At 57.5% G+C, this 13779-nt stretch carries 14 protein-coding genes; 4 read left to right on the top strand and 10 right to left on the bottom strand.

Translation table 11 applies throughout. The annotated features are described in order from the left end of the window. Positions 1-18: 18 nt before the first annotated feature. Complete coding sequence (locus ETC27_RS08330) at positions 19-285, bottom strand: FmdB family zinc ribbon protein (protein WP_136254533.1); 267 nt, start codon at positions 283-285, stop codon at positions 19-21. Positions 286-540: 255 nt separating this feature from the next. Between ETC27_RS08330 and ETC27_RS08325 the strand changes: the two genes are divergently transcribed. From ETC27_RS08325 to ETC27_RS08315, 3 genes are all read left to right on the top strand, one after another. After that, positions 541-1482, top strand: a complete 942-nt coding sequence (locus ETC27_RS08325) for a D-2-hydroxyacid dehydrogenase (protein WP_136254532.1) — start codon at positions 541-543, stop codon at positions 1480-1482. Further along, complete coding sequence (locus tag ETC27_RS08320) at positions 1475-2413, top strand: ribokinase (protein ID WP_136254531.1); 939 nt, start codon at positions 1475-1477, stop codon at positions 2411-2413. The genes ETC27_RS08325 and ETC27_RS08320 overlap by 8 nt, the downstream gene beginning before the upstream one ends. 93 nt (positions 2414-2506) lie before the next feature. After that, complete coding sequence (locus ETC27_RS08315; RefSeq protein WP_136254530.1) at positions 2507-3448, top strand: nucleoside hydrolase; 942 nt, start codon at positions 2507-2509, stop codon at positions 3446-3448. A gap of 15 nt (positions 3449-3463) precedes the next feature. On the opposite strand, the gene yccX is transcribed toward ETC27_RS08315, so the two are convergent. Together yccX and ETC27_RS08305 are read right to left on the bottom strand one after the other, a co-directional pair. After that, the gene (gene yccX, locus ETC27_RS08310; RefSeq protein ID WP_136254529.1) at positions 3464-3736 is read right to left on the bottom strand and encodes an acylphosphatase; all 273 of its coding nucleotides are present in this window, start codon (positions 3734-3736) and stop codon (positions 3464-3466) included. 63 nt (positions 3737-3799) lie between these two features. Further along, positions 3800-4741, bottom strand: coding sequence for a YihY/virulence factor BrkB family protein (locus tag ETC27_RS08305; RefSeq protein ID WP_439331798.1), 942 nt, complete (start codon positions 4739-4741; stop codon positions 3800-3802). Between the two features lie 121 nt (positions 4742-4862). On the opposite strand from ETC27_RS08305, the gene ETC27_RS08300 reads away from it, so the two are divergent. Further along, positions 4863-5957, top strand: coding sequence for a bifunctional nicotinamide-nucleotide adenylyltransferase/Nudix hydroxylase (locus tag ETC27_RS08300; RefSeq protein WP_136254528.1), 1095 nt, complete (start codon positions 4863-4865; stop codon positions 5955-5957). Here ETC27_RS08300 and ETC27_RS08295 read toward each other — a convergent pair whose 3' ends face one another. The 7 genes from ETC27_RS08295 to ETC27_RS08265 all read right to left on the bottom strand — a co-directional run bounded on the left by ETC27_RS08295 (position 5958) and on the right by ETC27_RS08265 (position 13736). Next, positions 5958-6875, bottom strand: coding sequence for a LysR substrate-binding domain-containing protein (locus ETC27_RS08295; RefSeq protein ID WP_136254527.1), 918 nt, complete (start codon positions 6873-6875; stop codon positions 5958-5960). 153 nt (positions 6876-7028) lie between these two features. Then, positions 7029-8447: a cardiolipin synthase gene (cls, locus tag ETC27_RS08290; RefSeq protein ID WP_136254526.1), complete on the bottom strand. Its 1419-nt coding sequence runs from the start codon at positions 8445-8447 to the stop codon at positions 7029-7031. 88 nt (positions 8448-8535) lie between these two features. Next, a complete protein-coding gene (locus ETC27_RS08285) occupies positions 8536-10041 on the bottom strand; it encodes a fumarate hydratase (protein ID WP_136254525.1) in 1506 nt (501 codons plus the stop codon). Between the two features lie 170 nt (positions 10042-10211). Further along, positions 10212-11033 (bottom strand): endonuclease VIII, encoded by an 822-nt coding sequence (nei, locus tag ETC27_RS08280; protein ID WP_136254524.1) that lies wholly within the window; start codon positions 11031-11033, stop codon positions 10212-10214. A gap of 3 nt (positions 11034-11036) precedes the next feature. Next, entirely contained in the window at positions 11037-13067 is a 2031-nt protein-coding gene (gene uvrB / locus ETC27_RS08275; protein ID WP_136254523.1) for an excinuclease ABC subunit UvrB, read from the bottom strand. Positions 13068-13126: 59 nt separating this feature from the next. Then, the gene (locus tag ETC27_RS08270; protein WP_136254522.1) at positions 13127-13543 is read right to left on the bottom strand and encodes an OsmC family protein; all 417 of its coding nucleotides are present in this window, start codon (positions 13541-13543) and stop codon (positions 13127-13129) included. Then, positions 13524-13736, bottom strand: a complete 213-nt coding sequence (locus tag ETC27_RS08265) for a hypothetical protein (protein WP_136254521.1) — start codon at positions 13734-13736, stop codon at positions 13524-13526. The genes ETC27_RS08270 and ETC27_RS08265 overlap by 20 nt, the downstream gene beginning before the upstream one ends. Positions 13737-13779 lie beyond the last annotated feature (43 nt).

Raw genomic sequence — 13779 nt, 5'->3', positions numbered from 1 at the left:
GTATGAAGGACGGGGCGCTCAGGCCGCCGCACCGTCCTTGGCAGTTGTTTTGGGCGTGGCGCCTTTCTCGGCCCCGCCCTCGCCGGCAAGATTCTTCTTGTTGCCGGACTTGAAATCGGTCTCGTACCAGCCATTACCCGCCAGCCGGAAGCCTGCTGCACTCACCAGGCGGTTGAGCTCGTCTCGCTCACACGCTGGGCATTCCGTCAGCGGATCGGCGCTGATCTTCTGCAGCTTTTCCAGGCGATGGCCGCAGGCCTTGCACTCATATTCATAGATGGGCATCGTTCAACTCTCCTGAGTACGACAACTACTTGATAAGTGGCGCGGCGACGCGTATCGCCTCACCGCAGGACTATCGGGCCGGCGGCATCTTGGCGTCCAATCCTTGAGCTAAGGTCGGGGCTGCCATCGCACTTTCCAAGCCTGCTACGAAAGCGAGCCATTATAGCGTGTTGCGCCCCCTGACGGGCAAGGCGAGCATGCGGGTATTCACAGCGTGTGATGCACGCGCAATCACAACACAATCAGGATGCTCCAATGAAAGCCGTGATTCTTGATGCTGCCAGCCTTGGCGATGATATCGACCTTCACCCGATTCGTACCGAGGTCGACTCTCTACAGGTGCATGACAACACCGCACCGGAAGAGTGTCTGGAGCGCTTGGCCGGCGCCAATGTCGCCATCGTGAACAAGGTCGTGTTAAATGCTGACACCTTAGAAGCACTGCCTAGCCTGGAGCTGATCTGCGTATTGGCTACCGGCACCAACAATATCGATATGCAGGCCGCCAAGCGCCTGGGGATCGCGGTACGCAACGTTAGCGCCTACGGCACCGCGAGCGTTGCCCAACACACCATGATGCTGATGCTGGCACTGGGTAACCGACTTCCGCTATACCAGCGTGAGGTTGCCGATGGCGCTTGGCAACAAAGCGATTTCTTTTGCCTGCTGAATCACCGCACCTTGCAGCTTTCGGGCAAGCATTTGGTCATCGTGGGTCAAGGCGAGCTTGGTTCTCGGGTCGCGGCACTAGCCGAGGCCTTCGATATGAGCGTCAGCTTCGCCGCTCGCCCCGGCAAGGCCGGTGACCAGCGCCCAAGCTTGTATGAATTGGCGCCGGAAGCCGATGTATTGAGCCTTCATTGTCCACTTACCGAACAAACTCGTCATCTGGTCGACGCCTCACTCCTGAATCGCCTTAAGCAAAACGCCCTGCTGATCAACTGCGCACGAGGCGGTATCATTGACGAAGATGCGGCCCTCGAGGCGCTACGTGATGGGCGCCTCGGCGGTCTTGGGGTCGATTCGCTTCCGGCGGAACCCCCGCGAGAAGGCCATCCTCTGATCACGGCCCTTGACGAGCCACTCAACCTGATTGTCACCCCGCACAATGCCTGGATCACACCCGAGGCACGCGCCAATGTGGTCCGGCTTACCGTCGATAACCTCCGCGCCTGGCAAGGAATACCTGATGCCTGACACCACATGCCCACTCTACAATCTGGGCTCCATCAACATTGATCACGTCTATCGCGTTCCCCACCTGGTTCGGCCCGGCGAGACCCTTGCCAGTACCGGCTACCGGCAAGTGCTCGGCGGTAAAGGCGCTAATCAGTCACTCGCCATGGCTCGAGCAGGTGGACGAGTCGAACACTGGGGACGCCTAGGACGTACTGACGACTGGGCGCTCGAACTACTGCGCGAGGCCGGCGTTAGCGTCGACTCGCTGGAACTGGTCGATGAGCCCAGTGGCCATGCATTGATCCAGGTCGACGATCAGGCCGAAAATGCCATCATTCTCTACCCAGGTGCCAATCATGGCTTTGGCGATGCCGATGTCGATGCGCGAGTCGACAACGCTGACGCCACTGGCTGGCTGCTGCTGCAAAACGAGACAAATGGCCTGTACCGGGCCATGGAGCGCGCCGAAGCGCGTGGGCTATCGATTGCCTTCAACCCGGCGCCCATGCATGCAGCTGTCAGCGATCTGCCGCTGTCTACCTGCCAGTTGCTGTTCGTTAATCGAGGCGAAGCCGCGACCCTGATCGACCTGCCTGAAGACAGTAGCGCCGATGACCTGCTCGTGGCGCTCAGCAATCGTCTGCCCGGCGTGGAGCTGGTATTAACCTTGGGCCGCGATGGCGTCAGCTATCAGCACGGGGAGACCCGCCTCAACCTGCCGGCTTACCGCGTCGAGGCCAGGGATACGACCGCCGCCGGGGATACCTTTATCGGCCACTTCATGGCCGCGCGATTGTCGGGTTGTGATATCGAAACCTGTCTGCGCCGAGCCAGCGCCGCTTCAGCGTTGTGCGTGCAACGCGAAGGTGCGGCACCAAGTATTCCCGATGCCGCCTCTGTCGACGTTGCTCTCGCCGAATGGCCGGCGCTGGTACTCACGCGCAGCTGAGCCGCTTCGTTCGAACGATGGGCAGAGCCCCTCTGCTCCAACAGCCTCTACACTGATGCGCAGGCAAGCGCCTGCGTTGAAAAAGGAAGCCTCATGAGTCAACCGATCATCTTCGATACCGACCCGGGTGTGGACGACGCTCAGGCCATTGCCATTGCCCTTGCTCATCCCGAGATCGAATTACTCGGCATGACGACCACCTACGGCAACGTCAACATCGACACTGCGACCCATAACGCCCTGCTACTTGCCGAACTGGCGGGGCAAAGCATCCCGGTCGCTCAAGGTGCGGCAGCACCGCTGGTCAAGCCCAAACACCCAGCACCGGCCCATATCCATGGTGCCAATGGCTTGGGTAACATCGAACTGCCCGATATAAAAAGCGCCGCCCTATCAATCAGCGCTCCTCAGTTCATCGTCGATACCGTCAATGCGCGCCCCGGCGAGGTCACACTCGTAGCCGTCGGACCGCTTGGCAATCTGGCAGCCGCGCTGCAACTTGATCCCGACCTCACCGAGAAGGTCAAGCAGGTCATCGTGATGGGCGGGTCAATCAAGGAAGGCGGCAACGTTACCCCGGTGGCTGAGGCCAACATCTTCAACGATCCGCATGCCGCCGCCCGGGTACTGACTGCTGACTGGCCGCTGACACTGGTGGGGCTAGATGCGACTCACCGCTGTGTACTGGCTCCCAAGGATATGGACGCTATTGCCGCAGGTCAGGGTAAGCTGGGAGAGGTATTAGCCGACAGCTACGCCTTCTATCGAGCCTTCTATCAGCAGGCGCTGGGGATCGATGGCTGCTGCCCCCACGACAGCTGTGCACTGGCCTATCTACTCAAGCCCGAGCTCTTCACAACAGCCAAAGGCCACCTCAACGTCGTTACCGAGGGCACTGCAGAAGGCCAGACAGTCTTCGCTCCAGAGGGCCGTGAGTTTCTGGCACCTCGTTGGTCCCAGACACCGATGGTCAATGTCTGTCTCAGTGCCGATGGCCCTGGCGTCATCGATTGGATCGTCGACACCCTGAAATAAGCGTCAGTTCACAACTTACCCTGTGACGAAGGCGTCGTGATTCTCCCACTCGACGCTTTCCACCTCGACATGACTGACCTGTGCATTGGCAGGCCCCTGCCAAAGCCATTGGGTCACTGCATCGACATTGGCAGACTTACCGCAAAGCAATACCTCGACACGCCCGTCTGAGAGGTTCCGGGCGTGTCCGGTGACACCCGCCGTTAACGCCTGCTCCTGAGTTGCTTGACGGTATCCAACACCCTGAACGTTGCCAGCAACCAGCGCCTTAACGCAGCACTTACTCATTGCGGATCTCCTCTTTTATCTACCAGCAATAGACGTTCGGCCGACAGACAACGGCTGCCTATTTCATTCATCGGTCATCAATTCATGCTTGACCAATACGGCGGAATTGCGCGGCACTATCGATTTGCCACGGGCCAACAAGTGGCATTTGGTAAAGGCAGCACCGAACAGCAAGATCAGCGACGAGTAGTAGACCCAGAGCAGAATCAACACCACCGACCCGGCTGCGCCGTAGGTCGAGGCCGTCGCCGTATAGGTCAGATAAATAGCGATACCCGAGCGGCCGAGCGAGAATAGCACTGCCGTCACGCAAGCCCCGACCAGGACATCTTTCCATCTCAGCACGACGTCTGGCAACACCCTGAAAATAGTAGCGAATAATAAGGCAATCATTGCCAGAGAAATCAAAAACTCCAGCCCGCCAATCATGAAGCCGATCCCTGGCCATAGATCATTTGCAGCGTGCAACACGGCACGCACGATCACTCCAAGTACAAGTGATACCAGCAAGAGAAAGCCGATAGACAACACCACTGCCAGCGATAAAACCCGGCTCTTGATGAACTTCAACATGCTGTTACTGCTGGGATGGGGAACCACCCCCCAGATGGTATTCAACGAGAACTGCATCTGCGCAAATACCGTGGTGGCCCCGACCAATAAGGCACCGAAGCCGAGCACGCTGGGCAGCAGGCCGGATTCTTGGACCCGCGACTGCGCCACGGCCTCCTGGATCGCCTCCGCGGCCCCAAGCCCCATGGTGCCCTGTAACTGAGCGACTATTTGCCCCTGCGCCGCTTCCTCGCCAAGCACCAGACCAATCACCATAACGGCAATAATAATGGTCGGTGCCAAAGAGAAAAGGGTGTAGAACGCCAGTGAACCGGCATAGCTGAATGCATTGCGCTCAAGCCACAGTGCGAATGCATGGCGGATGACTGCCCACCAGAAAAGAATCCTTGTTCGTATCATGCAAGCTCCCTGCAACAGCGTCGTCGAATACATTCAGCATACCTGAGCTCATGGGGCTCTGCCTCGTCACCCGCCAACGCCAGATTGCAGGTGAGGTGGCAAGCGTCGATAATGCGCCTCTTAGCGCAACTCGGTCATCAGACACGGAGCCCGCATGGCGCAAACGCAGCTAACCTCGGATTGCCACAAGGATTTTGACTGTCTGGTCTTTATTGGTCGTTTTCAGCCTCCGCACCTAGGTCACAGGGCGATCATCCACGAAGCCCTAAAACGTGCTCATCAGGTCATCGTGTTGGTCGGATCCGCTTGGCAGGCCCGTTCGCTACGCAACCCTTGGCGCTTTGAAGAGCGCTCAGAGATGTTACGAAGCTGTTTCGATGAGAACGACAATGCCCGCCTTGAAATCGAGCCCTTGCTTGATGCGCTCTACAATGACGACGTCTGGGTTCGTGACGTACAGCGCAAGGTGCGAGATATCGCGTCACCGAGTCAGGGACGCCTACCCCGCATTGGGCTGATCGGCGCTAGTCGTGGTCAATCAAGTTACTACCTAACGCTCTTCCCACAGTGGGAATCCGTTAGTGTGCCTATCGTTGAGGGCATCTCGGCTAGTGGTATTCGTGAACGACTTTTCCGCTCACCGGCTGCCGCCAGCGATTATACCTCTACAGGGGCTGCCCATGATCTTCCCCCTGGGGTACTGGATACCTTGGAGGCTTTTACCCGAAGCCAGCACTATCAGCATCTGCTCGAGGAACAGCAACTGCTGCAGCAATATCGCCAAGCCTGGGCCGATGCGCCCTACCCGCCCATTTTCGTGACCGTCAATGCTGTGGTCGTACAGTCAGGGCACGTGTTGATGGTCAAACGCAGTGCGGCACCCGGCAAGGGCTTGCTTGCCCTCCCCGGCGGATTCATCAATCCGCATGAGCGATTGCTCGATGCTTGCCTGAGGGAGTTACGCGAACGCGTGCGCCTAAAGGTACCAGCACCGGTGCTAAGAGGCTCGCTGCGTGGCCAGCGCCTCTTCGACGAGCCACATAGGAGCTGGCGCGGGCGCACCCTTGCTGAGGCTTTCTATTTCGCCCTACGTCCAGAACAACAACTTCCCCAACTCAAACCTGCTAAGGGAGGTGATCGGGCTCGCTGGGTGGCACTCGCCGACCTCGAACCAGAGGCGTTGTTCGAGGATCACTTTTTCATCATACAGACGTTCTTGGGCCTTCCCGCAAGCTTAGGGTCGCCATAGTTAGGCTTCTAGGAAATCGCGCGGCAGCTTCATCATCTGACGCCACAGTTTCTCGACCCCCGGCTTGTGAACCAGAGAACAACGATAGAGCCGGATCTCCAAGGGCACGTCCCAGTCTTCGGCCGCGGCGCGGACGAGTCGCACACTAGACAACTCCTCGCGAATGCAGAAATCTGGAATCCACGCCATGCCGACGCCCTGCATCACCATCCCTTTGAGGCCTTCTGCCATGGCAGTTTCATAGACGGTGCGTAGTCGAAGGCGTAATGGATCATTCTTGAGCAGCATTCGCACGCTTCGACCCAGAAAGGCACCTTGGGTGTAAGACAGGAAGGGGATCTGCCCTTCTCCTGCCAGCGGAAAGCGCGGCTTGCCGCTGGCATCCGGGAGACAAACCGGAATCATCTTGACCTGACCGACAGAGAAGGAAGGAAAGACTTCTGCATCGAGCTGCATGCTGGCATAGGGATCATAGTAGCCAAGCATTAGGTCACAATTGCCCTCACGCAGCACATGAATGGCCTCGCCAACATTCATGGCCACCAGACGCGTCGGTAGCTCTCCCAAGCCCTGCTGAAGCCTAGATATCCATTGCGGGTAGAAGGCTAAGGCCAAGGAGTGTGCTGCGACAATGTCCAGGGCCTCAGTGTCCATTGCCACACCGCGCAAGTGGCCCAAACACTCATTTAGCTGCTCGACCAGGTTTCGTGCGGTGATCAGGAACAGCTGGCCCTCTGGTGTCAGCCCAACAGGGGTGGTGGAACGATCCACCAGGGTTACGCCCACCGCCTGCTCAAGCGAACGTATGCGGCGGCTAAAAGCCGGCTGAGTCACATGACGCTGGCGCGCCGAGGCGGAAAAACTGCAGGTATTGGACAGGGCGACGAAGTCTTCCAGCCACTTGGTTTCGAGATTCACCGCGACTCCGTTGGAATGTCATATAAAGGTGATAACCCGACCAAGCCGGGTTCACGAGGCTTGCCACTCTAGCCGCTCCTCTGCTGATTTCCAATTGCAGGGTCGGCTTGCTGAAAATCGCTGTCCCATCAGAGCCATCGGGACAATAACCGGTCACTGGATAGGAGACAGGAGGTAAGCCGCCCGTGATATCAGCTTACGCCATAGGGCGCGCTTCTGAAGCTCTTCGTACTCGACTCGGCGACAATTGGCAAAGTCGGCCTCCAACATCGCTTCCACATCACTGGCAAAGCGCGAATCGGAAACGAAGGCTGTGATCTCAAAATTGAGCCTAAAAGAGCGATTGTCGAGATTGACAGTCCCCACACTTGCGGCAGTGTCATCGATCAATATGACCTTCTGGTGCAGGAAGCCAGGCTGATAACGGTACACCTTGATGCCGGCACGTAGCATGTCCGGGAGGAACGCGAAAGCGGACAGAAATACCAATAGATGATCAGGACGTTCAGGCATCATGATGCGCACATCAACACCGCGCATCGCTGCCAAACGCAAGGCATCTAAAACGCTGTGATCCGGTACGAAGTAGGGGCTGGTGACCCATAGACGCTGCTCGGCACTATGAATGGCGTGTTGCACCAATAGACTCGCCGTCTCCTGGTGGTCCGCTGGCCCAGAGGGGACGACCACGACATTTTGCCCGTTTTCAGACGCCCCCTGTGGCTTCCAGGCAAGCCCCAACACATCCCCTGTAGCCCAGTGCCAGTCTTCCCAAAACGCTTCCTGCAGCCCCAGCACGCTCGGCCCAGTCAGCTTGAGGTGAGTATCGCGCCAGTGCCCATGTCGCGGATCCTGGCCCAGATATTCGACACCAACATTAAAGCCACCGAGCCACCCTTCTCGGCCATCCACTACCAGTATCTTGCGATGGTTGCGAAAGTTGAGTTGGAACCGATGCCGCCAACCCCGGGATGAGTGAAAAGCACTGACCCCTACCCCGGCCTCACAAAGGTCACGAAGATAACCTTCCTTCAACTTGCGGCTGCCGATTTCGTCATACAGAAAATAGACGCGCACCCCGCGCTCGGCGGCGTGCGTCAAATGCTGCTTGAGGCGAAGACCAAGGGCGTCATGGCGCACAATGAAGAACTGCACGAGGACATAATCTTCGGCCGCATCGATACCTGCGAAGAGGCTCTCGAACGTATCATCTCCATCAATCAGCAACTGGGTGCTGTTGCCGCGTGTCATCGGCATCAACGCTAGCTGCTCGACGGCACGCAGGTCACCATGACTACTGCCAGCGAGGAAAGGGTCGACCTGGGGCCGATAACGAGCCAGCACGCGGCGTAATACGGTATCTCGCTGACCGCGAGCCGACACATAACCGTAGAAACGCGGTCGACCGAATATCCAGTAGGCCGGCAGCGCAAAATAAGGGAAGGTCACCAGAGAAATGATCCAGGCGATGGCCCCCTGAGAGGTTCGACTGGACATCAGAGCCAGAACTGCCGAAAGCAGGCCTGACACATGAATCAGAAAAATGGCCGTGCCTAGCAGCCATGAGGTCATGGTCGCATCCCTTCGACGAAAAAAAGCGAAAGTGGTACTCCCGACAATGTCGAGAGCACCGGTTAGCACTAGCAAGACATGACCAAGATCACACCCGCTCGGCGATGATTTCCTTCCACTTAGCCGGTCCACTCTGGTGAACCGACTCACCCTGGCTATCGACGGCCACGGTGACAGGCATGTCTTCGACCTCAAACTCGTAGATGGCTTCCATGCCCAGATCCTCGAAGCCGACCACACGAGATTTCTTGATTGCCTGAGCAACCAGGTAGGCAGCGCCTCCAACGGCCATCAGGTAGCTGGCTTGGCTGTCGCGAATTGCTTCAATGGCCATTGGCCCACGCTCAGCCTTGCCAACCATGCCCAATAGTCCGGTTTCCTCGAGCATGGTGCGGGTAAACTTATCCATGCGAGTCGCAGTGGTCGGGCCGGCAGGCCCCACGACCTCGTCGCGAACCGGGTCGACCGGACCCACGTAATAGATGAACCGCCCTTTCATATCGACAGGCAGCGGCTCGCCCTTTGCTAGCATCTCGGTCATGCGCTTGTGAGCCGCATCACGGCCGGTAAGAAGCTTGCCGTTGAGTAGCAAGGTATCGCCTGGCTGCCAACTGCGTACTTCTTCAGGCGTGACGGTATCGAGATTGACACGTTTGACGTTCTCGCCAATCTCGCGCGTGATTTCCGGCCAGTCTTCTAACTTCGGCACAGGCAGTTCGGCAGCCCCGTTACCGTCAAGACTAAAATGCACGTGACGAGTGGCTGCACAATTGGGAATGATGGCCACCGGCTTGTTGGCAGCGTGGGTCGGGAAATCCTTGACCTTGATGTCGAGCACCGTAGTTAAACCACCAAGACCTTGAGCGCCAATCCCGCTTTGATTGACCTTGTCGTAAAGCTCCAGGCGCAACTCCTCGGCACGATTGCTGGCACCACGTGCCTGCAGATCCTGAATATCGATGGGATCGAGCAGTGCTTCCTTGGCAATCTCCATTGCCTTCTCGGCAGTGCCACCAATACCGATGCCAAGCATGCCCGGCGGACACCAGCCGGCGCCCATCTTCGGCAACTGCTCAAGAACCCAGTCCACCACTGAATCGGACGGATTCAGCATGGCGAACTTGGACTTGGCTTCGCTGCCTCCCCCCTTCGCGGCCACATGTACCTCAATCTTGTCGCCTGGCACTAGCTTATGGTGAATGATGGCTGGCGTATTATCTTTGGTGTTCTGACGCTTGCCGTCTGGGTCGGCTAGCACCGAGGCCCGCAGGACGTTATCCGGCAGCTTGTAGGCACGGCGCACGCCCTCATTAATCATGTCATCGAGGCTCATCTCGGCGTCCCACTGAACGTTCATGCCAACATGCACAAAGACAGTGACAATGCCGGTGTCCTGACAGATCGGACGGTGGCCCAGCGCGCACATGCGTGAATTGATGAGGATCTGAGCAATGGCGTCTTTAGCGGCGGGGTTTTCTTCCCGTTCATAGGCGCTATGCATGGCGTCTATGAAATCCTTCGGATGATAGTACGAGATATACTGAAGTGCGTCGGCAACACTTTGAATAAGATCATCCTGGCGGATCACGGTCATATGGAAGCGACTCCCTATCGTTGTCATCGGGCTCGCCGCGATCAGGTCATGGCGAGTGAAATGATGGCATTATACCGCATCGCCTCCCCGCGCTGAATTGCCTAGGTCCACTTCCATTCTTACGCGACCAAATGAAAGATAACGGTATAATTATTTAGGGGATGAAATCATCAACTCGACTGGCAGTTCGGGCAATAATACAGCCGCCGAGACGTCACCATGCGCCGTGACACCTGGTTGCTGCAGGCATGGCAGGCTAGCCCATCACGGCCGAAGACGGCAAAGCGCCACCGCCCCCGTGTCGCGCCGGCACGTTTTTCACGCTCGATCCAGGCCGGGCGATTCGTGACGCCGGCCTGATGATAGGCTTGTTGAATAACGTCCAGAATCACCGTCGCGAGCTTTGAGCGCTGACTATCGTCAAGGTCCATCGGTCGACGCTGTGGCGCTACCCCCGCAAAGAACAGCATTTCGGACCGCAAATAGTTGCCGATTCCGGCATAGAACCCCTGATCAAGCAGTAAGCCACCCAGCGCGCGTCGTCGAAACTTAGCCGTAGCAAGCCTCTCTTCGATATCATTGACCGAGACGCCATGACTCAGGAGATCCGGACCAAGTCGCGACAGAAAAGGATGTTGCTGTACTTGGTCCGACTGCCATAGGGATACATCCGAAGCGCTGTAAAGACTGGCCGTACGGCCGCCAGCCTGTAGTTGCACCCTGAGCGACCGCCGCGTCGAAGGTGATCGGCCGGCACGATGGAGTTTCCAGACGCCGTAGAGCTGATTATGGGAATACATAACCCGATCATTATCGAAGTAGATCAACAGCGCCTTTCCCCAGCTCTCTACGGCCATTACTTGCCGACCTTCGAGGTCGGCGCCCTCCCCTTCAAGTTCCGGAAAAGCGAACCACACAGATTCCAGCGGCTTGCCGACCAGCTGACGGCCTAGGCGGTCGGCCACGCGACGGATTTCAGGACCTTCGGGCATCGCCTACCCTAGCGCCAACTGGCGCTCCTTGAGGGTATGCAAGCGGTCGCGAAGACGGGCAGCCTCCTCGAATTCGAGGTTCTGTGCTGCTTCATGCATAGCGTCTTCCAGCTTGGATACTTCTCGGCGCATCTCGTCCGGTTTCAGGGCCGCCAATTGCTCAGCACTATACTCCCCGGCAGGCTCAGCCACCTTGCGCTCACCGCGCTGACGGCTTCGCTTGCTACCCGGTGCCTGAGCGCCCTCCATGATGTCTTCTACCGACTTGGTAATCGTCACGGGCGAGATACCATGCGCCTCGTTAAAGGCCAGCTGCTTCTCACGGCGGCGTTCGGTTTCATCCATTGAACGCTGCATCGACACGGTGACCCGGTCGCCATAGAGGATCGCCTTACCGTGGGCGTTGCGTGCGGCGCGACCGATGGTCTGTATCAACGAGCGTTCGTTGCGTAGGAACCCTTCTTTATCAGCGTCGAGGATTGCCACCAGAGACACCTCGGGGATATCCAGTCCCTCCCTCAACAGGTTGATGCCCACAAGCACATCGAACTTGCCGAGACGCAGATCGCGAATGATCTCAACGCGCTCTACCGTATCGATATCTGAATGCAGGTAACGCACCCGCACGTCATGCTCGTCGAGGTATTCGGTCAAATCCTCGGCCATCCGCTTGGTCAAGGTGGTTACCAGCACACGCTCGCCAACCTCAGTGCGCAATTTGATCTCGGACAGCAGATCATCGACCTGAGTGGAGGCCGGTCGCACCTCGATCTCCGGATCAACAAGACCCGTCGGACGCACCACCTGCTCCACGACCTGCCCTGCATGCTCTGCCTCATAAGGTCCCGGTGTCGCAGAGACGAAAATCGCCTGAGGGGCAATTCGCTCCCATTCTTCGAACTTCATCGGCCGGTTATCGAGCGCTGATGGCAACCGGAAGCCGTACTCGACCAGCGTTTCCTTGCGCGAACGGTCGCCTTTGTACATGCCGCCAACCTGGGGCACGCTGACATGCGACTCGTCTATCACCAACAGTGCATCGGTCGGCAAGTAGTCAAAGAACGTCGGTGGTGGCTCGCCAGGGGCTCGTCCGGAAAGATAACGGGAGTAGTTCTCGATACCATTGCAATAACCAAGTTCATGCATCATTTCGATGTCATATAACGTGCGCTGCTCGAGTCGCTGCGCCTCGACCAACTTATCGTTCTTGCGCAGGACGTCTAGGCGCTCCGTCATCTCATTCTTGATGTGCTCGGCTGCCTGGAGAATGGTATCGCGCGGCGTGACGTAGTGACTTTTGGGGTAGATGGTCATGCGCGGCACCTTGCCGCGAATCTCACCGGTCAGCGGATCGAACAGGCTGATGCCATCGATCTCGTCATCGAACAGCTCGACCCGCACCGCCTCATCTTCGGCATCTGCCGGAAAGATATCGATGACGTCGCCTCGTACCCGATAGGTGCCACGCCGGAAATCCATATCGTTGCGGGTATACTGCAGCTCTGCCAAACGACGCAGAAACTTGCGTTGATCGATCAGCTCGCCGCGGGTGAAGTGCAAGCGCATCTTCAGGTACTGATCCGGATCACCGAGACCATAGATTGCCGAGACGGAAACGACGATCAAGGCGTCGCGGCGCTCGAGAAGCGCCTTGGTGGCTGACAGTCGCATCTGCTCGATGTGATCGTTTACCGAGGCATCCTTCTCGATGAAGGTATCAGAAGATGGCACGTAAGCTTCGGGCTGGTAGTAGTCGTAATAAGAAACGAAATACTCGACGGCATTGTCGGGGAAGAAAGCCTTGAACTCGCCATAGAGTTGAGCAGCCAAGGTCTTGTTGGGTGCCATGACGATGGTCGGCCGCTGTACACGCTCGACCACATTGGCGACGGTGAACGTCTTGCCCGAACCGGTTACCCCAAGCAGCGTCTGATGCGCCAACCCCGAATCCAACCCTTTGATGAGGCCGTCGATCGCGGCTGGCTGATCCCCTGCGGGTTGGAATTTTGACTGCAGACGAAAGGGCTTGCTCATATCGGTTCTCGGCTATGAGTGGACGCTGACCGCACAAATAAGATAACGGTATAAATTACTTAGGACTCCTCTGATGAGGCCTGCCGGGTCGTGATTTCAACCGTCGAGGCCGTCATCAAACGATGAATAGGGCAACGATCAGAGATCTCTGTCAATCGCGTGAGTTGCGACTCATCATCGATACCCTCGAACCGCAGGATGACATCGAGTCGATAGACCCCATGACGCTCATCGCGTTCATCACGAACCACCCACACCGTGACGCCTGATAGCGGCCATCCCTTACGATAGGCGTACATCTGAGCGGTTATCGCTTTGCAGGCGGCCAGTGACAGGTCGAAATAGTCATGAGGATCCGGCGCACTGTTGTCGCCGCCGGCCACCTTGGGAGCATCGACATAAAGGTCTTCAAACCCCTCCAACTCGACTTTCTGTCGAAGACGGCCATCTCGCTGGCTAATCACGGTAATGGTCATATCTGCTCACCTTGACGCCAAGTTTTTCGACGGCCTTGATCAACACATCACGGCGCACCCGCCCTTCTACCTCAGCGCCATGTCGCCCTACTTCAGCGCTCTCGACACCATCGAGCATCATCAAAGTGGTAGTGATGCGATTGACCAGTTCAGTGCTTTCGACCCCTTTAAAGGTCAGCGATACGGTCGCCATGGACATTCCTCTGAGCGGCGCTTGGTTTATTAGTCAGTCTAGC

Origin of the sequence: Onishia niordana (assembly GCF_004798965.1) — a bacterium.
In the GTDB taxonomy this organism is placed as follows: Bacteria; Pseudomonadota; Gammaproteobacteria; order Pseudomonadales; family Halomonadaceae; genus Onishia; species Onishia niordana.
Note: the sequence above shows the minus strand (reverse complement) of the source record. Positions and strands in the feature narration are given on the sequence as shown.

Bases quoted from the DNA above. Each gene is read 5' to 3' on its own strand.
- ETC27_RS08330 (WP_136254533.1), bottom strand. From the start codon at position 285: ATGCCCATCTATGAATATGAGTGCAAGGCCTGCGGCCATCGCCTGGAA.
- ETC27_RS08325 (WP_136254532.1), top strand. From the start codon at position 541: ATGAAAGCCGTGATTCTTGATGCTGCCAGCCTTGGCGATGATATCGAC.
- ETC27_RS08320 (WP_136254531.1), top strand. From the start codon at position 1,475: ATGCCTGACACCACATGCCCACTCTACAATCTGGGCTCCATCAACATT.
- ETC27_RS08315 (WP_136254530.1), top strand. From the start codon at position 2,507: ATGAGTCAACCGATCATCTTCGATACCGACCCGGGTGTGGACGACGCT.
- yccX (WP_136254529.1), bottom strand. From the start codon at position 3,736: ATGAGTAAGTGCTGCGTTAAGGCGCTGGTTGCTGGCAACGTTCAGGGT.
- ETC27_RS08305 (WP_439331798.1), bottom strand. From the start codon at position 4,741: ATGTATTCGACGACGCTGTTGCAGGGAGCTTGCATGATACGAACAAGG.
- ETC27_RS08300 (WP_136254528.1), top strand. From the start codon at position 4,863: ATGGCGCAAACGCAGCTAACCTCGGATTGCCACAAGGATTTTGACTGT.
- cls (WP_136254526.1), bottom strand. From the start codon at position 8,447: ATGACCTCATGGCTGCTAGGCACGGCCATTTTTCTGATTCATGTGTCA.
- ETC27_RS08285 (WP_136254525.1), bottom strand. From the start codon at position 10,041: ATGACCGTGATCCGCCAGGATGATCTTATTCAAAGTGTTGCCGACGCA.
- nei (WP_136254524.1), bottom strand. From the start codon at position 11,033: ATGCCCGAAGGTCCTGAAATCCGTCGCGTGGCCGACCGCCTAGGCCGT.
- uvrB (WP_136254523.1), bottom strand. From the start codon at position 13,067: ATGAGCAAGCCCTTTCGTCTGCAGTCAAAATTCCAACCCGCAGGGGAT.
- ETC27_RS08270 (WP_136254522.1), bottom strand. From the start codon at position 13,543: ATGACCATTACCGTGATTAGCCAGCGAGATGGCCGTCTTCGACAGAAA.
- ETC27_RS08265 (WP_136254521.1), bottom strand. From the start codon at position 13,736: ATGGCGACCGTATCGCTGACCTTTAAAGGGGTCGAAAGCACTGAACTG.